Source organism: Pseudomonas sp. Root401, assembly GCF_001425105.1.
Taxonomy (GTDB): Bacteria; Pseudomonadota; Gammaproteobacteria; order Pseudomonadales; family Pseudomonadaceae; genus Aquipseudomonas; species Aquipseudomonas brassicacearum.
Map to the genome: position 1 here is coordinate 24,874 of NZ_LMDO01000024.1, position 20,040 is coordinate 44,913.

Genomic DNA, 20,040 nt, shown 5'->3' on the forward strand with positions numbered 1-20,040 from the left:
TTATTCGGCATCCAGATGCATCGGGGTAATCACCCGGCCATCGCTCTCGGCCTGGCCGAGGCTGGCGTCGATGAAATACACGCGGTCATCGGCCAACTGGCCTTTGTCCACCAGGAAGTCCTTGATGCTGCTGGCCCGTTCCTGTCCCAGTTGACGCAAGAGCACGTCGCTGCCGCTCCAGAACTTGATCACGCCTTCACGCAGTTTCTCGATGCGCGCCTTTTTGTCCAATTGCGTCCATTCGGCGGGCGGTTGGGTCTTGAGGCGGGTGCGGTAGATGCCTTCGAGCAGCGGCGCCTTTTCGTCTTCCGGCACCTGTATCAGCGAGGCCTGGGCCGGAACTTTGTCGCCCCGACGCTGCAGCATCTTGTAGTAGTTGTACTGGTATTCGCGTTCCAGGCGCTGGGCGGCGAGCAGCGGGCCGTCGCTGCTTTCGGCGGCGGTGCCTTCGATCTCCAGACGCAGCTCCGGACGTTTGCCAAGGGCCTCGGACAGTTTGAGCAGCGTGCCTTCGTTGTTCTTGCTCAGGTCGCTGGAGCCCGGTGCAAACGCCACGCTGCCCAGGTCTTCCGAGCCGCCGCCGGCCACCAGCCCACCGATAAGCTTGAACGGCGCCTGGGCCGCTCGTACCACCAGGTTGCGCAGGGTCTGCCAGATGATCGGCATGACACTGAATTGCGGGTCGTTGAGATCGCCGGACACCGGTAGTTCGATGGAAATCTTGCCGTCGGAATCCTTCAGCAATGCGACGGCCAATTTGAGTGGCAGGCTCACGGCGTCCGGGCTGTCGACTTTCTCCCCCAGTTGCAGTTGCTCGACCACCACTTTGTTCTCCGCCTGGAGCTTGCCCTGGGTGATCCGGTAATGCAGGTCGAGATTGAGCCGGCCCTTGCGGATGCGATAGCCGGCGAACTTGCCGGAGTAGGGCGTCAGGGTGGTCAGCTCGACCCGTTTGAAACTGGTGGCGATGTCGAGGCTGGCCATCGGGTCGAAGGGGTTGACTGCCCCCTTGATGGTGACAGGCGCGTAACGGTCGACCTTGCCCTTGATGTCCACGCTGGCCGGTTTGGCCTGGCGGCTGTCGATGGTGCCGATCTGGCCATTGAGCTGCTGGATGGCCGTGGCGAAATTGGGCGTCAGGCTGAAGTCGGCGAAGTTGGCCGAACCGTCATTGATGGCAATGCCACCGATGTGGATGCCCAGCGGTTTTTCCTGGGACGCCGGTTTTGCCGCGGCTTTCTTGGTGCCGCTGTCGGCCGGTTGCGGGATCAGCAGGTCATCGATATTGGTGGTGCGGTCGTCGTTGATCATGAACCGCGCGTAAGGCTGGAACAGGTTGACCTTGTCGATGGACAGGCTGTCACCGTGCTGATAACTCAGGCCTTCGAGGACCAGGCTCTGCCACTTGAGGAAGTCGCGGGTCTTGAGCGTGTCGAGGGTGTGCAACTGATCGACCTGGGCGCGGCCGGTGACGGCAAATGCCAGCGGTTCGGTGCTTTTGAGGTCGACCGCCAGATCACTGCCGAGCATCCCGGAGCGCAGCTCCAGGCGAATGAACGGGTTGATGTACGACTGGGCGACGCGCAGGTCGACGTCCTGGGTCTTGACCTTGAGCTTGGCGGTGATCGGGTTCAGGTTGACCTCGCCGTCGGCGAGGATCTTGCCCTGCTTGCCTATCCCGGTGTCCAGCTTGAGGGTAAAGGGCGAGCCGTTGAGGGTGTCGTAGTTCTGCAGGTCGAGGTTCAGCGGGCCGACCTCCAGGGCCACGGCGGGTTGGGCCTGGCGGTCGGCCAGGTGCACCTGGTAGTCGCGCAGTTGCACGTCCTTCAATATCACCTGCCACGGTTTGCTCGGCGGTGCCGGTTCAGCTTTTGGCGAGTCTGCCGCTGCCGGGGCGGATGCCGGTTCAGCCTTGACCTGCGGTTTGGCCGGCTGGCTGGCGAAGAGTTTCTGCCAGTCCAGTTGCCCGTCCGCCTCGCGAGCGGCCCAGGTTTCCAGCTTCTGGCTGCGGATCTTGCCCACGATAACTTGCTGCTTGGCCAGGTCCACCGTGGTTTCGCTCACGTCCAGGCGTTCGAACTTCACCAGTGGACGACCATCGGGGGCCTTGATGGCGAAGGGCGCGACGCTGACCGCGACGTTGTTGAGCAGCAGTTCGGTGCCCTTGGCCAGGTTGAGCTTGTAGTCGGTGCTGAGGTTCAGGACGCCGTTTTCCAACACCAGCGGCACGGCGTCGCGTACGTAGGGCCAAAAGGCTTTCATCTGGCCGTCGGTGACTTTGAGCGTGCCTTGGGAGGCAATCGGCGTGAGGCTGAAATTACCGGTCCAGTCGATCTGCCCGCCGTTGGGACCTATGGCCACCAGGGTCATGTCGGCATTGTCGTCGGGCAGGGTGCTGAGATTCTTCAGCTCGAAATCGAGGGTGTCGTAGAGAAACTCAATAGGCTCGCTGGGGCGCAGGTCCTGGAAATGCACATAACCGCCGGCCAACTTGATTCGGTCGACCCGCAGGGGGAACGGCTTGGCCTCGGGGTCGGCGGGCGTCGGTTCGCTGGCCGGCAGCTTGAACAGACCCAGCAGGTTCAACTGACCGTCCTTGGCGAACATCACTTCGGTCTTGGGCTTGTCCAGCTCGATGTCGACCAGGTGCAGGGCGCCGGACCACAAACTGTCGAGTTGCAAATTGGCGTACAGCCGTTCGAAGCCGACCTGCTCCTTGCCTGGTTCGCCGATATTCAGGCCCCAGAGGCTGACTTCCAGGCTGAAGGGATTGAGTTCAATGCGCTGGATCTGCGCCGGCACCGTCGCAAGGGTGGCCAATTGCTGGTTGGCGATGCGCAAGGCGATGCCCGGCAAAATCAGAAAGCCCAACAGGCTGTAGAGGGCCAGTGCGGTCAACAGAGCGCCGATAGCGCGAATCAATCCTTTGGGCATGTGTGGCTTCATCTTGGTGTGAATTCGGAATGCCTTGGAGTATGGCATGCGTTTCCGGTTCCGAAGCCACTGTGATTTATGAGATTTGTCCGTTTTTCGAGTAAGAATTCTGAGTCGGGCTTAGAGCTGGAGCACCAAAGTCTTGAGCGGTGGCTGCTGGTCCCGGGAGGGGAAATCGCTGCCGGGCGTCAGCACGCTCCACTCGCGTACCGGGCGTCCGGCCTTTTCCGCGCAACGCAACACCTGCTCGCGCCAGTCGTCCATGGGCACCTTTGCCAGGTTGTTGCAGCAGATCAGCACGCCATTGTCGGCGGTGGTGAGCAGCGCCGGTTTCAGCAGGCTTTGGTAGTCGCGCAATAGGTCGACGGTGCCGAACGCACTTTTGGCCCAGGCCGGTGGATCGAGCAGCACCAGGTCGTACTGGCGTTGCTCCAGGCGCACGTAGCTGGGCAGTTTCTGCCCGCGCCGCTGGCTGATGGGCAGGCCGGCCAGTTGGCGGATCGCCGGGAAGTAATCCGACTGCACGAACTCCATCGGCGGCAAATCGGGGTTGAGCAAGCCGTTTTCGCGGCCCACCGCCAGGTTGCCTTCGGCGAAGTCCAGGTTGCACACCTCCCGCGCACCACCGGCCGCGGCGCTCAGGCCGACGCCGCAGGTGTAGGCGAACAGGTTCAACACGCTTTTATTGCGGCTGTGTGCCTTGACCCAGCCCCGGGCGTTGCGCAGGTCGAGAAACAGCAGTGGATCCTGCCCGGCATGGCGACCGCGGACGCGATAATTCAAGCCCCATTCATGCCCGACCAGGTCTTGCAGGGCGGCCTCGTCAGCCTGGTAGACGGTGTCCTGGCGGTCGATGCGTGAATTGCCCCGGGCACGATCGTTGTAGACCAGGAGCGTGTCCAGGCCCAGCCGTTCGTTGACGATGCCGTGCAGTTGCAACAGGTCGTCGCGCTCCAGCGACTGATGGAAGCTCTGCACCAGCAGTTGCGGGCCGTAGCGGTCGATGGTCAGTCCGGGGGCGCCTTCCTGGCTGCCATGGAACAGGCGATAGCAGTCGGTGCCTTGCTGGTGCAGTTGGCCGAGCAGCTCCTGGCGCTGGTCGAGGGCGGCGCGCAGCGCCTGATTCAAGGAAGACATGCCGGGCGCGCCTTAGAGAAATGAGGCGCGGGAGTTTAGCAGTTATGCATACTCGGGTTGGGCATTGCCTACAGATATGAGTCAGGCACCCTCTGTGACGAGGGCCTTTGTGGGAGCAAGGCTTGCCCGCGATGCAGGCGATGCGGTCTTTCAGAAATCGAGGTGCCTGTTTCGCGAGCAAGCTTTGCTCCCACAGTCCAGCGGCGCAAGGACTCGATGCCTCAGGGGGCCGAGTTGTTTGACTCAGCGATTGAGGCGTTTGTCGATCAACCCCTCCACCACACTTGGATCGGCCAGGGTCGAGGTATCACCGAGGCTGTCGAGTTCGTTGCAGGCGATCTTGCGCAGGATGCGCCGCATGATCTTGCCCGAACGGGTCTTGGGCAACGCCGGCGCCCACTGGATCAGTTCCGGTTTGGCGAAGCTGCCGATTTCCTTGCTGACGTGGGCCAGCAGTTCCTTCTTCAGCTCGTCATTGGCCTCCACACCGTTCATCGGCGTGACAAAGGCATAGATGCCCTGGCCCTTGAGGTCGTGGGGGTAACCGACGACCGCCGCTTCGGCAATGTTGTCGTGCAGCACCAGGGCGCTTTCGATTTCGGCGGTGCCGATGCGATGCCCGGAGACGTTGATCACATCGTCGATGCGCCCGGTGATCCAGTAGTCGCCATCTTCGTCGCGGCGCGCGCCGTCGCCGGTGAAATAATAGCCGGGGTAGGGTTTGAAGTAGGTGTCGACCATGCGTTGATGATCGCCGTAGACGCTGCGAATCTGCCCGGGCCAACTGGATTTGATCGCCAGTACGCCGCTGCCGGCGCCGCTGATTTCCTTGCCCACTTCATCCAGCAAGACCGGTTGCACGCCGAACATCGGCCGGGTGGCGCAGCCTGGCTTGAGCCGTGGGGCACTCACCAACGGGCTGAGCATGATGCCGCCGGTTTCGGTCTGCCACCAGGTATCGACAATCGGGCAGCGCTGTTCGCCTACGGTGTTGAAATACCATTCCCACGCCTCCGGGTTGATCGGCTCACCAACGGTGCCGAGCAATCGCAGGCTTTTGCGGGACGTTTCCTGCAACGGTCCGGCACCTTCGCGCATCAGCGCGCGCAGGGCGGTCGGTGCAGTGTAGAAGATGTTGACCTGATGCTTGTCGATCACCTGCCAGAAGCGCGAACTGCTCGGGTAGCTCGGCACGCCCTCGAAGATCAGTGTGGTGGCGCCATTGGCCAGCGGGCCATAGACGATGTAGCTATGGCCGGTGACCCAGCCGACATCGGCGGTGCACCAGAACACTTCGTTGTCGCGGTAATCGAGCACGTACTTGAACGTCATCGCCGCTTGCAGCAGATAGCCGCCCGTGGTGTGCAGCACGCCCTTGGGTTTGCCGGTACTGCCGGAGGTGTAGAGGATGAACAACGGATCTTCGGCGTCCATCGGTTCGGGTGGGCAGTCGTCGCTCATCTCGTGCATGGCCTGGTGGTACCACAGGTCACGGCCCTCAACCCAGCCCACCTCACCCTGGGTGCGCTCGACCACCAGCACGGTGCTGACGTTCGGGCAACTTTCCAAGGCCTTGTCGACGTTACGCTTGAGCGGTACGAAGCGCCCGCCGCGCACACCTTCGTCCGCCGTGATCACGGTGCGGCAATCGGCGTCGAGAATCCGGTCGCGCAGCGAGTCCGGTGAGAAACCGCCGAACACCACCGAATGCACGGCGCCGATACGGGTACAGGCGAGCATGGCGTAGGCGGCCTCGGGGATCATCGGCATGTAGATGCAGACCCGGTCGCCTTTCTTCACGCCACGGCTTTTCAGCACGTTGGCCAGGCGGCACACATGGTTGTGAAGTTTTTTGTAGGTTATTTCTGCCGATTCGGCGGGGTCGTCGCCTTCCCAGATGATTGCCGTCTGGTCGCCGCGCGTTTGCAGGTGACGGTCGATGCAATTGGTGCTGACGTTCAGCTTGCCACCGGCGAACCAGGTCGCGTCGCCGTTCTTGAGGTCATAGCGCTGGACGGTTTGCCAGGGCGTCATCCAGTCGAGAAAGCGCGTGGCCTGCTCGGCCCAGAAGGCGCTGGGGTGTTCGATGGATTCTTTGTAGAGCCGCTTGTACTCGTCCTGACTCAGTTGCGCAGCCCGGCGGACGGCATCGGCTTGGGGGTACTGGCTGATATCGAACATGACGGTTCCTTATTCTTGTTTTGCGACAAGAGGGGAGCTGCACGACCCTCGTAGGAGCTGCCGAAGGCTGCGATCTTTTTTCTCAATGCCACTTGAGTGCCAAGTGAAAGATCAAGATCAAAAGATCGCAGCCTTCGGCAGCTCCTACAGTACCGTGTACTCCACGGTTTGCGGGCGACCCGAGCCGAAGGAACTGTCCTGAACGAAAGCTGACAGGGCGGGTGAGCCGCCCTGTCAGACTATCACCCGCGGTGACGACCGCGGAAGTAGTTGATCAAGCCCTGGGTCGAAGCATCTTCGGCTAGGCTTTCTTCACTGCCCACCAGGCGGTTGTAGACGCCCTTGCCCAGTTCCTTGCCCAGCTCCACGCCCCATTGGTCGAAGGCGTTGATGCCCCAGACCACGCTCTGCACGAACACCTTGTGTTCATACAGCGCCACCAGCGCGCCGAGGCGACGTGGGCTGATGCGTTCGACCACCAGGGTGTTGCTCGGACGGTTGCCCGGGATCACCTTGTGGGAGGCCAGTTTCTGCACCTCTTCTTCGCTGGCGCCCTTGTCCCGCAGCTCGGCTTCGGCTTCGGCGCGGGTCTTGCCGAGCATCAGTGCCTGGCTCTGGGACAGGCAGTTGGCGTACAGCCACTGGTGATGATCGGAAACCGGGTTGAAGCTGACGATCGGCACGATGAAGTCGGCCGGGATCAACTGGGTGCCTTGGTGCAACAATTGGTGGTAAGCGTGCTGACCGTTGCAGCCGACGCCGCCCCAGATCACCGGGCCCGTGTCGGTCGACACCGGTGTACCGTCCTGGCGCACGCTCTTGCCATTGGATTCCATGTCCAATTGCTGCAAGTGCTTGGTGATGTTACGCAGGTAGTGGTCGTACGGCAGGATCGCATGGCTCTGCGCGCCCCAGAAGTTGCCGTACCACACGCCCAGCAGTGCCAGCAGCACCGGCATGTTCTGTTCGAACGGGGCGCTCTGGAAATGCTGGTCCATGGAATAGGCCCCGGAGAGCAATTCCTTGAAGTTCGACATGCCGATGGCCAGGGCGATCGGCAGGCCGATGGCCGACCACAGCGAGTAACGCCCGCCGACCCAGTCCCACATCGGGAAGATGTTTTCTTCGCGGATGCCGAAGGCCACGGCGGCGGCGTTGTTGCTCGACACGGCGATGAAGTGGCGATACAGCTCCGCTTCGGAGCCACCCTGGGCCAGGTACCAGGCGCGGGCGGCCTGGGCGTTCTTCAGGGTTTCGAGGGTGTTGAAGGATTTCGACGAGACGATGAACAGCGTGGTCTCTGCGCGCAGCTTCATGGTCAGTTCATGGAACTCACTGCCGTCGATGTTCGCCAGGTAGTGGCAGCGAACGCCTTTTTGCGCGTAGGACAACAACGCTTCGGACACCAGCTCCGGGCCGAGGAAAGAACCACCGATGCCGATGTTCACCACGTCGGTGATGGGTTTTTCGGTGTAGCCGCGCCACAGGCCGTCGTGAATGCGGCCCACCAGGTCGGTGATCTGGTTCAGCACTTTATGCACGTCCGGCATCACGTTGACGCCGTTGACCAGCAGCTTGTCGCCCACCGGCCGACGCAGGGCGGTGTGCAGGGCAGGGCGGTTTTCCGAGGCGTTGACGATTTCGCCTTCGAACAGCGACTTGATCGCGCCCTTGAGGTCGACTTCGTTGGCCAGGCCCACCAGCAGATCGCGGGTCTGGGCGTTGATCAGGTTTTTCGAGTAGTCGAGAAACAGGCCGCAGCTCGACAGGGTGAATTGAGTAAAACGCTGCGGATCGGCATTGAACGCTTCGCGCATGCTGAAATCCTGCATGGCTTTGCGGTGGTCATTCAGCGCTTGCCAGGCTGGCAGAGCGGTCACGTCATGAGGGGTTCGGTAATACGCCATCGCTGCGGGTTTCCTTTTTACTTGAACGACCTTTTGTACACTAAAAATTCCGGCGCGGCTCGAGGTGGGCGTCCGGACACTGCATCGACACGATCGCCGGACGCAGGGCGGATACAGTAAACCTCGCGTTGCGATCTGTCTTGACTTTGTCTGACCGGTTCCCGGTACTTTTTTATACAACAGGCGGCGGGAATGGTTCGCTGTGGGAGCAAAGTTTGCTCGCGATTGCAATGGACCAGTTGCATGGATGTCGCCTGACACACTGCTATCGCGAGCAAGCTTTGCTCCCACAGGTTTGTACACAGATATCGTTCGGGTTCGATCAGGCGAGCTGTACCGGAATCGCATTGCTGGTGTGGCTCAGTTCATTGCCTGGCGCCATGTACAGCATGCGGGGCTTGAAGTTGACCAGCTCGGCTTCGCTGTAGTGGGCGTAGGCGCAAATGATGACACGGTCACCGACCTTGGCCTTGTGCGCTGCGGCACCGTTCACCGAGATCATCCGCGAACCTTCCTCGCCACGGATGGCGTAGGTGGTGAAGCGTTCGCCGTTGTCGACATTGTAGATCTGGATCTGTTCGTATTCACGGATCCCCGACAGATCCAGCCACTCACCATCGATGGCGCAGGAGCCTTCGTAATCGAGCACTGCGTGAGTGACTTCGGCGCGATGCAGCTTGGCCTTGAGCATGATGGCGTGCATGAATGTTTCCTCTGGTCGGGTCCGAACGGCGGGCAGTCTGCCTGAAGGCTGGTGGGGCGGCAATACGCGAGGGATTTGCAAGTGCAGTCTGTATGTGGGAGCAAAGCTTGCTCGCGATGACGTGGTCAAATTCGACACGTATGTCGAATATCAGACCGCTATCGCGAGCAAGCTTTGCTCCCACAAGGCCCATCCCCAGATTGGGACGGGTGTGGGTTCAGGCGGGGCTATCGAGGTCCAGGTGCAGGTTGTCGATCAGGCGCGTGGTACCGAGGAAGGCCGCCACCAGGATCACCAGGTCACGGTCCTCGCTCAATGCCGGACGCAAGGTCTTGGCGTGACGGATTTCCAGGTAATCGGGACGCAGGCCGGCAGCTTCAAGTTGCTTGAGCTGCTCATCGATCAGCGCCGGGAAATCTCGTCGACCCTGTTTGATGGCCTCGGCGATCTGGCTCAGGACGCGATAGACCACGGGCGCGACGGCACGTTGATCCGGGCTGAGGAAGCCGTTGCGCGAGGACAACGCCAGGCCGTCCTCGGCGCGAACGGTCGGCTCGCCGATGATCTGGATCGGCATGTTCAGGTCATGGACCAGTGCGCGAATCACCGCCAGTTGCTGGAAGTCTTTCTGGCCAAACACCGCCAGGTCAGGCTGGACCATGTTGAACAGTTTGCTGACCACCGTCGCCACGCCCTCGAAATGCCCTGGACGGCTGGCGCCGCACAAGCCTTCGGACAATTGCGGGACGCTGACCCGGGTCTGTCCGGCCATGCCGTCGGGGTACATCTCTTCGACGCTGGGCGCGAACAGCAGATGGCAGCCGGCCTGGAGCAGTCTCTCTTGGTCGGCCGCCAGGGTGCGGGGGTATTTGTCCAGGTCTTCGCCGGCACCGAATTGCAGTGGGTTGACGAAAATGCTCGCCACCACGAAGTCGGCCCGTTGCGCGGCCTTGGTGACCAGCGCCACGTGGCCGCTGTGCAGGTTGCCCATGGTCGGCACGAAGGCGATACGTTTGCCTTCGCCGCGGGCACGGGCCACGGCGGCCCGCAGTTCGCGTACGGTTTTGACGGTGTTCATGCAGAAAACCCGTGCTCGACGCCAGGGAAGGTTACGGCCTTGACTTCGGCGACGTAGGCACTCAGGGCGCCCTGGATGGACGTTTGCCCAGCCATGAAGTCCTTCACGAACTTGGGCACGCGACCGGTGATCGACAGCCCGAGCATGTCGTGCAGCACCAGTACCTGGCCATCGGTGGCGTGGCCGGCGCCGATCCCAATCACCGGGATCTTCACCGCCTGGGTGATTTCTTCCGCCAACTCGCTGGGCACGCATTCGAGCAGCAACATCGCCGCGCCAGCCTGCTCCAGTGCAATCGCATCGGCGCGCATCTGCCGCGCCTGGTTCTCATTGCGGCCCTGGACCTTGTAGCCACCGAGGATGTTCACCGCTTGTGGGGTCAGGCCCAGGTGCGCGCACACCGGGATACCCCGCTCGGCCAGCAGCCGAATCGAATCGGCCAGCCATAACGCGCCCTCGACCTTGACCATGTGGGCACCGGCCTGCATCAGCATGGCGCTGTTGGTCATGGTTTGTTCAAGGGTGGCGTAGGCCATGAAAGGCAGGTCGGCGAGAATCAGTGCATCGGTGTTACCGCGTTTGACGGCGGCCACATGGTAGGCCATCTCGGCGGTGGTCACCGGCAGCGTGCTGTCGTGACCTTGCAGCACCATGCCGAGGGAATCGCCCACCAGCAACACTTCGACACCGGCCTCATTGCAGGCGTGGGCGAAAGTTGCGTCATAGCAGGTCAGCATGGCGATTTTCTCACCTTTTTGCTTGAGACCTTGCAGCGTGGTCAGGGTAATAGCTGGCATGAAAAAGTCCTCATTAGGCGCTCTTGAGCTACTGCGAGTAACGCGCATGAATCGTCATCTATACAGGCGCACCCTCTATGTGTGGTGCTTGTAAGGCCTGGATTGCGCCCTTTAAACGCCGCGTTGGCGGCATCGGGACGCCTATAGTCGTGAGGAGCACTCGGGAAGTCAATTGGATGTGTTACCGCCGGGTGTTACCGGGGTTACTGATGCGTTTCAGCGTAGAGACGTGTCCCCGGAATGACGGTCCAGTACCGCATCCTGTGGGAGCAAAGCTTGCTCGCGATGGCGGTGGATCAGACGGCATGGATGTTCACTGGCCCACCGCAATCGCGAGCAAGCTTTGCTCCCACAAGAGGAACTGCTTCAGTTCGGCGGCAAGCGTTCCAGGCCAACGAATGGGCACGCCGCGAGCAGATCCTTGAGTGAGCGCCCATCGGCCAGGCGCAGGTCGGCGGGCGCCAACTCGGCCAGTGGGTACAGCACAAAGGCCCGGGCTTGCATGTGGTAGTGGGGGACCTTGAGGCGAGGCTCGTCGATCAGGCGATCGCCGAACAGCAGGATGTCCAGATCCAGGGTGCGCGGGCCCCAGCGTTCCAGGCGTTCGCGACCCTGTCCGGTTTCGATGCCTTGCAGCGCATCGAGCAGGTCCAGCGGTGCCAGGTGGCTGTCCAGCGCCGCCACCGCGTTGGTGTAGCGCGGTTGGCCGGGCAGCAGGGAATCACTTTGATAAAACGCCGAGACCCCCACCAGTTGGGTGTCGGGCAATTGCGCCAGCGCCTGAACGGCACTGCGCAATTGTTCGGCGGGTTCGGCCAGGTTGCTGCCCATGCCGATGTAGATGCGTTCCATCGATTACTCGCCTGATGCGCTCGGTACACCGGCACGCTTGCGCTTGGCTCCGCTGCTGCGACGGCGCTTGCGCGGGCCGCTGGCGCCGTCGTCCTTGCCGCTGAGCTCACGAATCATGTCGCGGCGCTCGCTGTCGTTGGCGTCCTGGTAATCGGTCCACCATTCGCCCAGGCCATCGGTTTGCTCGCCCGCGCTTTCACGCAGCAGCAGGAAGTCGTAGCCAGCACGGAAGCGCGGGTTGTCCAGCAGCAGGTCGGCACGTTTGCCGCTGCGCCGTGGCAGGCGTTCCTGCATGTCCCAGATCTCGCGGATCGGCATCGTGAAGCGTTTTGGAATGGCGATGCGCTGGCACTGTTCGGCGATCAGCTCGTGGGCAGCTTCCTGCATCGCCGGGATTGGCGGCATGCCACGCTCTTGCAAGCGCAGCACCCGGGCCGGCAGGGCAGGCCAGAGCAGCGCGGCGAACAGGAACGCAGGCGTCACCGGCTTGTTCTGCTTGATGCGCAGGTCGGTGTTGATCAGTGCTTCGCTGATCAAGGTGTGGGTGTAGGTCGGGTTGTGCTCCAGTGCCTCGGCACTGGCGGGGAACAGCGGATCGAACAACTGCAGGTCCACCAGCATCTCGAAGGTATCTGCCGCGTTGCCCGACAGGAACAGCTTGAGCACTTCCTCGAACAGGCGCGCCGAAGGGATTTCCCGCAGCATCGGCGCCAGTTCGCGAATCGGCAAGGCGCTGTGTTTTTCGATGCCGAAATCCAGCTTGGCGGCGAAACGCACGGCCCGCAGCATCCGCACCGGGTCTTCCTGGTAGCGTTGCTTGGGGTCGCCAATCAGGCGGATCAGGCGATTGCGAATGTCGTGTACGCCATTGGCGTAATCGAGGATGCGCTCGCTGACCGGATCGTAATACAGGGCGTTGATGGTGAAGTCGCGGCGTTGCGCATCTTCTTCCAGCGTGCCGTAGACGTTATCGCGCAGGATGCGCCCGCTCTCGTTGCGGGAAGACTGGTTGCTGTCTTCTTCTTCATCGTTTTGCGGATGATTGGCGCGGAAGGTCGCCACTTCGATGATTTCGCGGCCGAAGTGAATGTGGACCAGCTTGAAGCGCCGGCCAATGATCCGCGCATTGCGAAATTCGGCCCGTATCTGTTCCGGCGTGGCGCTGGTGGCGACGTCGAAATCCTTGGGGGTGATGTTGAGCAGCATGTCGCGCACGCAACCACCGACCAGGTAAGCCTGGTAACCGGCGTTCTGCAAACGTTCGACGATGTTCACCGCATAACGGCTGAACTGGGCCTTTTGCAGTGAATGCTGGCCGCTGTTGAGCACTTCAGGCGTGCTGCGAATGTGTTGCGTACGACGCAAGGGAGAACGGAATGACTGGAACAGCTTCTTCAGCATGGGATGCACTGTTTGAAGGAATATTCGGCCAAAAACGAAGAATGACCGCATGATGGGCCGAGATTCTAGCATTTAGTCGAGGGATGGTGTAGGACGGAGCAGTTTAGAGCTGCAAGCTTCAGCGACAAGCCTTGTAGGCTGCGGGGAGGCGGAACGACAGAAACCACAAGGGGAGCCGAAGCTCCCCCAGAATTAGTTACGTGCTCTATTTTTATTATTGGTTTCGGGCTTCTTGTTTTTGTTGAGTGCCCGCGTCACGAGGTTTTCCCTTCGTGACCCTCCCAATCGGGAGCCAAGAGCAAACGGATTGCTTTGATCGCTGTGTTGCAGTGATCTATCGATCCAACCAGTTCAGGCACCTGTCTTGAGACAGTTTTTATTGTTCTCGGCCTGGTTGTGGGGCAAGCCCCAAATACAACGCCTCTCCAAAAGAATCAGTTAGCTGCGCCTCTCGCCGTCTTGTTTTTATTGTGCGTGAGTCGATTCGTCTTATTTTTATTGTCTTTTGCATTGCTTGTTATTGTTCTTGTACCAAAGCTATAGCAGGGTGCGTGCCAACTTTTGCGAGGCCCAGCGAAACCGGGGGTTCTAGGGTTATAACCATTTTTTCGGGGCGAAAAAAAGCCGGGATTTCGTTACCGTAAACCCCGGCTTCTGTTACGTGAAAAAGCTGAGGTAACAGTTTTTTCACATTCAGCGGTGTTACCCCCACACCTCAGCTTTCGCTGGTCGCTCCGGTCTTGCGCCGTGGAATTCCCAGGCGCTGGCGACGTTCCCACAGGCACTTGCGGCTTACGCCCAGTTTGCGTGCCAGTTCGGTCTCGGTCATGTGGTCCTGGTGCTCCAGGACGAAATGCTGGAAGTAATCCTCCAGGGACAGGTCTTCGGTGGGTTCGTGGCTGGTGTTGTTGGCAGCGCCGCCCTGTTGCGGGGCCAGGCCGATGAACTCTTCGTCGTCCAGGTCACTCAGTTCGATGTCGATGCCCAGCAGGTCGGCCGAGATTTCCGGGCTCTCGCACAGGATCACCGCCCGCTCGACCGCGTTTTCCAGCTCGCGAACGTTACCCGGCCAGGCGTAATGACGAATGGCCTGTTCGGCGTCCGGGGCGAACTTGAGGTCGGTGCGGTTGACCCGCGCGCTCTGGCGAGCCAGGAATGCCTGGGCGATTTCATTGACGTCCGCGCCACGCTCGCGCAGGGCTGGCAGCTTCAAGGCGATCACATGCAAGCGGTAATACAAGTCTTCGCGGAACTGGCCGATCTTCGCCAGGCTCTTGAGGTCACGGTGGGTGGCCGCGATCAGGCGGACGTCGACCTTTTGCGACTGCACCGAGCCGACCCGGCGGATTTCGCCTTCCTGAAGCACCCGCAGCAACCGCGCCTGGGCTTCCAGCGGCAGTTCGCCGATTTCATCGAGGAACAGCGTGCCGCCGTCCGCCGCTTCCACCAACCCGGCGCGCCCGGCGCTGGCGCCGGTGAACGCACCTTTCTCGTGACCGAACAGTTCGGACTCGATCAGGCTTTCCGGGATCGCCGCGCAGTTCACCGAGATCATCGGCGCCTTGGCCCGGCGTGACAGATTGTGCAGGGCGCGGGCTACCAGCTCCTTGCCGGTACCGGACTCGCCCTGGACCAGGACATTGGAGTCGGTCGGTGCCACCTTGCGGATCTTGCTGTACAGGTCCTGCATGGGCGGGCAGGAACCGATGATGCCAATTTCGCCATTATTGTTGCTGGCGCCGGCTTTCGCCGAGGCACTGGCCTTGCCAGCGGGTTCCGCCGGGTTACTGGTCGCCGCCTGTCGGTCACGCAGGATGCGGGCCACGGCCTGGAGCATCTCATCGTGGTCGAACGGTTTGGCGATGTAGTCCACCGCACCCATTTTCATGGAGTCGACCGCCGAGCGCAGGCTGGCGTAACTGGTCATGATCAGCACGGGTGTGCCCTGGCCGAGCTTGATCAGCTCGGTACCCGGGGCGCCAGGCAGGCGCAGGTCGCTGACGATCAGGTCAAACGTGGGAATGCTGAAACGTTCTTGTGCTTCCTGCACTGAACCGGCTTCGCTGACCTGGTACTGGTTGCGTTCCAGCAGGCGGCGCAAGGCGGAGCGGATAATTGTTTCGTCTTCGACGATCAAAATGTGCGGCATTGATTCGATTCTCTCGACGGTCTCAGTTCACAGCGGACGTCGCTTCGACATGACGCGGCAAGGTCACCCGGATACGGGTGCCGCGTTGGCTTTGTACATCGGCCGGGCTGTCGATGGTGATTTGTCCATAATGCTCTTCAACGATGGAATAGACCAGTGCGAGGCCCAGACCGGTGCCTTCGCCAGGATCCTTGGTGGTGAAGAAAGGTTCGAACAATCGGTCCATGATGTTCTGTGGGATACCGCTGCCTTCGTCTTCGACGATCAGGTCGACCGTGTGTTCGAAGGCCTCACTCTTGACCCGCACCGCGCTGCCGGCCGGTGAGGCGTCCCGCGCGTTGGATAGCAGGTTGATCAACACCTGGGCGAGCCGCTGGGGGTCGCCATCGACCCAATGGTCCGGATCGCACAGGTTGAAGAATTGCACTTCGAAATTGCGCCGGTTGAGCGCCAGCAGACCAATGGCATCCTGGGCCACTTCGGCCAGACAGACGGGCTCGTCATTGTGCTGGTGACCGCCGGCATGGGCGAAGCTCATCAGCGACTGGACGATGCGCGACACGCGCTTGGTCTGTTCGAGGATCTGGCCGCTGATTTCCGTCAGCTCGCCGTCGTCCTCGCGTTCCTCGCGCAGGTTCTGCGCCAGGCAGGCGATGCCGGTGATCGGGTTGCCGATTTCGTGGGCCACCCCGGCGGCCAAGCGGCCGATGCTTGCCAGTCGTTCGGAGTGGACCAGCTTGTCTTCGAGCATCTGGGTGTCGGTCAGGTCTTCGACCAGTAGCACGAGGCCGCTGTTACCCGGCGCCAAGGGCTCGTCGATCGCCGCCTTGTGCAGGTTCAGCCAACGGGTCTGGCCGTCGAGGGCCAGGTGCTGTTTGTGCAGGTGCTCGTCCGGCAGGTCGATGAAACCCTGCAACAAGCCTTTCCACGGCTCGCCCAGGGTGCTCAGGCGGGAACCGACCACGCGCTGGGCCGCGATCCCGGTGAGCTCTTCCATGGCCTTGTTCCACATCAGGATTTCCTGATCCTTGGCCAGGGAGCACACGCCCATCGGTAGTTCCTGCAAGGTCTGGCGGTGATAACGGCGCAAGGCGTCCAGTTCGGCGGCAAGGCCGGTGAGGCGCGAGTGGTAGTCCTCGAGGCGGCTTTCGATGAAGTGGATATCTTCGGTGACGTAGTTCTCGCCGCCGGCCTTGTAGGGCAGGAACGTCTCGACCATGTCCTGGGCCACGCTGGGGCCCATCAGGCCGGACAGGTTGGCTTCGATCCGGTCCCGCAGGCGACGCAGAGCATACGGGCGACGTTCATCGAAGGGCAGGTAGAGGTCGCGCAGGGCCTGTTCGACTTCCTTTTGCGCGGCCTTGGCGCCCAGGGGCTTGGCCAGTTGCGTGGCGAATTCCTGGGGCGAGGCGGCGTGCAGTTCGCGACGCTGCGGGCGGCGGACATTGTCCACCGCGCAAGCTTCGGCGGCGCTGGCCTCTTCGCTGCTGGCGTTGGTGAACAGCGAGATCAGGGTGAACATCAGCACGTTCGCCGCCAGGGAGGCGATGGCCGCCATATGCCAACTGGTGTCGTCGAGCACGTAGATCATGTTCAGCAGCGGAATATAGAAGCCCTGCAGGTTGCCCATCAGCGGCAACAGCATCGCGACCAGCCACACCAGGATCCCTGCCAGCAGGCCGGCGATGAAGCCGCGGCGGTTGGCGGTCGGCCAATACAGCACCGACAGTACGCCGGGCAGGAACTGCAAGGTGGCAACGAAGGCGACGATGCCCAGGTTGGCCAGGTCCTGTCCCTCACCCAGCATCAGGTAGAAACCGTAGCCGGCCATGATGATCGCGACGATCAGCGCCCGCCGTGTCCATTTCAGCCAGCGGTAGATATTGCCTTCGGCCGGTGGCTGGTAAAGCGGCAGCACCAGGTGATTGAGGGCCATGCCCGACAATGCCAGCGTGGTGACGATGATCAAGCCGCTGGCCGCCGACAGGCCGCCGACATACGCCAGCAACGCCAGGGCCTTGCTGTTGGCGGCGATGCCGATGCCCAGGGTGAAATATTCCGGATTGGTACTGGCGCCCAGCTTCAAGCCGGCCCAGAGAATCAGCGGTACCGCCAGGCTCATCAGCAGCAGGAACAGCGGCAGGCCCCAACTGGCGCTTACCAGCGAGCGCGGGTTGAGGTTTTCGGTAAACGTCATGTGGTACATGTGCGGCATCACGATGGCCGATGCGAAGAACACCAGCAACAGCGTGCGCCATGGGCCTTCCTGCAAAGGTGTGTGCAGGGCGGCGAGGGCGGTCTGGTTCTGCAACAACCAGAGCTCAAGCTGTTGCGGGCCATCGAACACGCCGTACAAGGCATAGAGACCGACGCCGCCGATGGCGATCAGCTTGATCACCGATTCGAAAGCGATGGCGAACACCAGGCCTTCGTGCTTTTCCCGCGTGGCAATGTGCCGGGAGCCGAAGAAAATCGTGAACAGGATGATCAGTACGCAGAAGCTCAGCGCCACCCGGTGCTGCACCGGCTCGCGGGTCAGGATGCTGATGGAGTCGGCCACGGCCTGGATCTGCAGGGCCAGCAACGGCAGCACCCCGACCAGCATGAAGATCGTGGTCAGCGCGCCGGCCCAGGTGCTGCGAAAACGAAAGGCGAACAGGTCGGCCAGCGACGACAGTTGGTAGGTGCGGGTGATTTTCAGGATCGGGTAGAGCAACACCGGCGCCAGCAGGAACGCCCCTGACACCCCCAGGTAACTGGAGAGGAAGCCATAGCCATACTGGTAGGCCAGCCCGACCGTGCCATAGAACGCCCATGCACTGGCATAGACACCCAGCGACAGGGTGTAGGTCAGCGGGTGGCGGATGATCGCCCGGGGGATCATGCCTCGTTCGCTGATCCAGGCTACGCCGAACAGCACGGCCAGGTAGGCGGCGCTGATCAGGATCATCTGGGTCAGGCTAAAGCTCATCGGCATCTTTTTGGCTCTGCAGGATGAAGGTCACGACAATCAGGATCAGCCAGAGCAGATACGGCCGATACCAGGCACCCGTGGCATCGATCCACCAATCCATGATGGCCGGGGAGAACAGATAAATCCCCACTACCAGGAGCAGGACCAAGCGATAGATATACATCCCGGCCTCTCTAATTTATGCGCGTGCCCAAAAAACGTGCGGCGATGGTAACGGATGGGCGCCAAGCTGCAAGGGCCGTCAACGTATTTGCGCTTCGGGCAGGCTCAGTGTGCGCGGGATCTTGCCCGCGTCCCAGTGGCGAATGCCCCAAGCCAGCAGTTCCCGTGGGCTGGCATCGACCAGTTCGAGGCCCGGTTGCTGGCCCAGCGCGCGCAACGCCCGTAACAGCAATGGCGTGGCCTGATCGGCCGCCAGGGGCGGTGAGCGGTAGGATTTACCGAGCTTGTGCCCGTCGGGCTGGGTGATCAGCGGTACGTGCAGGTAACGCGGTTGCGGCAACCCGAGCAATTCTTGCAGGTAGAGCTGGCGCGGCGTGGAGTCCAGCAGGTCGGCGCCGCGCACGATATCGGTCACCCCTTGCCAGGCGTCGTCCAGGACCACGGCCAATTGATAGGCGTAGAGCCCGTCACGGCGGCGGATCACGAAGTCACCGACCTCACGGCCCAGGTGCTGGCGGAACTCGCCCTGGACCCGGTCGGTGAAGTGGTACTCAAGCTCGGGGACGCGCAGGCGGATGGCGGCGTTCTCGGTGCTGTGCCCGGCGTTGCGGCATAGCCCCGGATAAATGCCCTGGTACGCTTCCAATTGCTTGCGCGAACAGGTGCAGGCGTAGGCCAGGCCCTGGCTGAGCAGCCGGTTGATGACCTGATCGTAGGCGTCATGGCGCTCGCTCTGGCGAACCATCTCGCCGTCCCATTCGAACCCGTAGCTTTCCAGTGCCTTGAGAATCGCCGCTTGCGCGCCCGGTTCCTCCCGGGGCGGGTCGAGGTCTTCCATGCGCAGCAACCAACGCCCACCCACGGCGCGGGCATCCAGGTACGACGCCAGTGCGGCGACCAGTGAGCCGAAGTGCAAGTGGCCGCTGGGGGTGGGGGCGAAGCGGCCGATGTAGGGGGCGGTGGCAGTCATAGGGCGAATGTTACTGAGTCTGAGCGGTAGGAATACAAATCTTGATGCCGAAGCATATCCCCTTGTGGGAGCGAGCAAGCTCGCTCCCACAGGGATATTGAAAGTATCGGAAACAAAAAACGGAGCGTATGAACGCTCCGTTTCGGTGACAGCCCCGGCGATTACTTGCCGACCTGTTTTTCCTTGATTTCCGCCAGGGTCTTGCAGTCGATACACAGATCGGCCGTCGGGCGGGCTTCCAGGCGGCGAATGCCGATCTCGATGCCGCAGGACTCGCACCAACCGTATTCTTCGTCTTCGATCAGTTGCAGGGTCTTGTCGATTTTCTTGATGAGCTTGCGCTCGCGATCACGGGCGCGCAGTTCGAGGCTGAACTCTTCTTCCTGACTGGCACGGTCGGCCGGGTCGGGGAAGTTGGCCGCTTCGTCTTTCATGTGATCCACGGTGCGGTCGACTTCCTGCATCAAGTCCTGTTTCCACTTGTTCAGGATCTTGGTGAAGTGCGCGCGCATGGGGGCGCCCATGTACTCTTCGCCAGCTTGCGGGACGTAAGGCTCAAACCCGCTGAGCGACTGATTTTGATTTTGCTTTGCTTGGGTGGGCATGAATGGACCGCCTCTACTCTTGTAATCCACTACGCAGGATTGCTCCATCACCGACACCTGCCGGCCCTGCGGCTGCAAGCGGGCGAACTTACCAGATCAAATCGGGCCGCGCTACTCCCGGTTGTCGAGCCTGCGGCGGCCGGGGCCTGTAAAACGTGGCGGGGTTCGCTTCGGTGAGGATGTAAACCTG

Annotated in this window: 14 protein-coding genes; all 14 read right to left on the reverse strand. The window is 61.6% G+C overall.

Annotated features, from left to right (window positions below):
- On the reverse strand, window positions 1-2,934 hold the full coding sequence (locus ASC85_RS18805; protein ID WP_057450871.1) for a DUF748 domain-containing protein: 2,934 nt from the start codon (window positions 2,932-2,934) through the stop codon (window positions 1-3).
- Window positions 2,935-3,054: 120 nt separating this feature from the next.
- Entirely contained in the window at window positions 3,055-4,071 is a 1,017-nt protein-coding gene (locus ASC85_RS18810) for a class I SAM-dependent rRNA methyltransferase (RefSeq protein WP_057450872.1), read from the reverse strand.
- A gap of 243 nt (window positions 4,072-4,314) precedes the next feature.
- Window positions 4,315-6,252: an acetate--CoA ligase gene (gene acs, locus ASC85_RS18815; protein WP_057450873.1), complete on the reverse strand. Its 1,938-nt coding sequence runs from the start codon at window positions 6,250-6,252 to the stop codon at window positions 4,315-4,317.
- A 242-nt stretch (window positions 6,253-6,494) separates the two neighbouring features.
- Window positions 6,495-8,159 (reverse strand): glucose-6-phosphate isomerase, encoded by a 1,665-nt coding sequence (pgi, locus tag ASC85_RS18820; RefSeq protein WP_003205656.1) that lies wholly within the window; start codon window positions 8,157-8,159, stop codon window positions 6,495-6,497.
- Window positions 8,160-8,481: 322 nt separating this feature from the next.
- On the reverse strand, window positions 8,482-8,862 hold the full coding sequence (panD, locus tag ASC85_RS18825; RefSeq protein ID WP_003205654.1) for an aspartate 1-decarboxylase: 381 nt from the start codon (window positions 8,860-8,862) through the stop codon (window positions 8,482-8,484).
- A gap of 217 nt (window positions 8,863-9,079) precedes the next feature.
- Complete coding sequence (panC, locus tag ASC85_RS18830; protein ID WP_057450874.1) at window positions 9,080-9,940, reverse strand: pantoate--beta-alanine ligase; 861 nt, start codon at window positions 9,938-9,940, stop codon at window positions 9,080-9,082.
- Complete coding sequence (panB, locus tag ASC85_RS18835; protein WP_057450875.1) at window positions 9,937-10,737, reverse strand: 3-methyl-2-oxobutanoate hydroxymethyltransferase; 801 nt, start codon at window positions 10,735-10,737, stop codon at window positions 9,937-9,939. Before panB ends, panC begins: the two co-directional genes overlap by 4 nt.
- Before the next feature lie 366 nt (window positions 10,738-11,103).
- Window positions 11,104-11,589 (reverse strand): 2-amino-4-hydroxy-6-hydroxymethyldihydropteridine diphosphokinase, encoded by a 486-nt coding sequence (gene folK / locus ASC85_RS18840; RefSeq protein ID WP_057450876.1) that lies wholly within the window; start codon window positions 11,587-11,589, stop codon window positions 11,104-11,106.
- 3 nt (window positions 11,590-11,592) lie between these two features.
- Window positions 11,593-12,990, reverse strand: coding sequence for a polynucleotide adenylyltransferase PcnB (locus tag ASC85_RS18845; protein ID WP_057450877.1), 1,398 nt, complete (start codon window positions 12,988-12,990; stop codon window positions 11,593-11,595).
- Between the two features lie 715 nt (window positions 12,991-13,705).
- Window positions 13,706-15,139, reverse strand: a complete 1,434-nt coding sequence (locus tag ASC85_RS18850; protein ID WP_057450878.1) for a sigma-54-dependent transcriptional regulator — start codon at window positions 15,137-15,139, stop codon at window positions 13,706-13,708.
- A gap of 22 nt (window positions 15,140-15,161) precedes the next feature.
- Complete coding sequence (locus ASC85_RS18855; RefSeq protein WP_024618745.1) at window positions 15,162-18,116, reverse strand: sensor histidine kinase; 2,955 nt, start codon at window positions 18,114-18,116, stop codon at window positions 15,162-15,164.
- Window positions 18,100-18,276: a hypothetical protein gene (locus ASC85_RS32170; RefSeq protein WP_003176118.1), complete on the reverse strand. Its 177-nt coding sequence runs from the start codon at window positions 18,274-18,276 to the stop codon at window positions 18,100-18,102. Before ASC85_RS32170 ends, ASC85_RS18855 begins: the two co-directional genes overlap by 17 nt.
- A 78-nt stretch (window positions 18,277-18,354) precedes the next feature.
- Window positions 18,355-19,245, reverse strand: a complete 891-nt coding sequence (gluQRS, locus tag ASC85_RS18865; protein WP_057450879.1) for a tRNA glutamyl-Q(34) synthetase GluQRS — start codon at window positions 19,243-19,245, stop codon at window positions 18,355-18,357.
- 161 nt (window positions 19,246-19,406) lie between these two features.
- A complete protein-coding gene (dksA, locus tag ASC85_RS18870; protein ID WP_003205639.1) occupies window positions 19,407-19,850 on the reverse strand; it encodes an RNA polymerase-binding protein DksA in 444 nt (147 codons plus the stop codon).
- Window positions 19,851-20,040 lie beyond the last annotated feature (190 nt).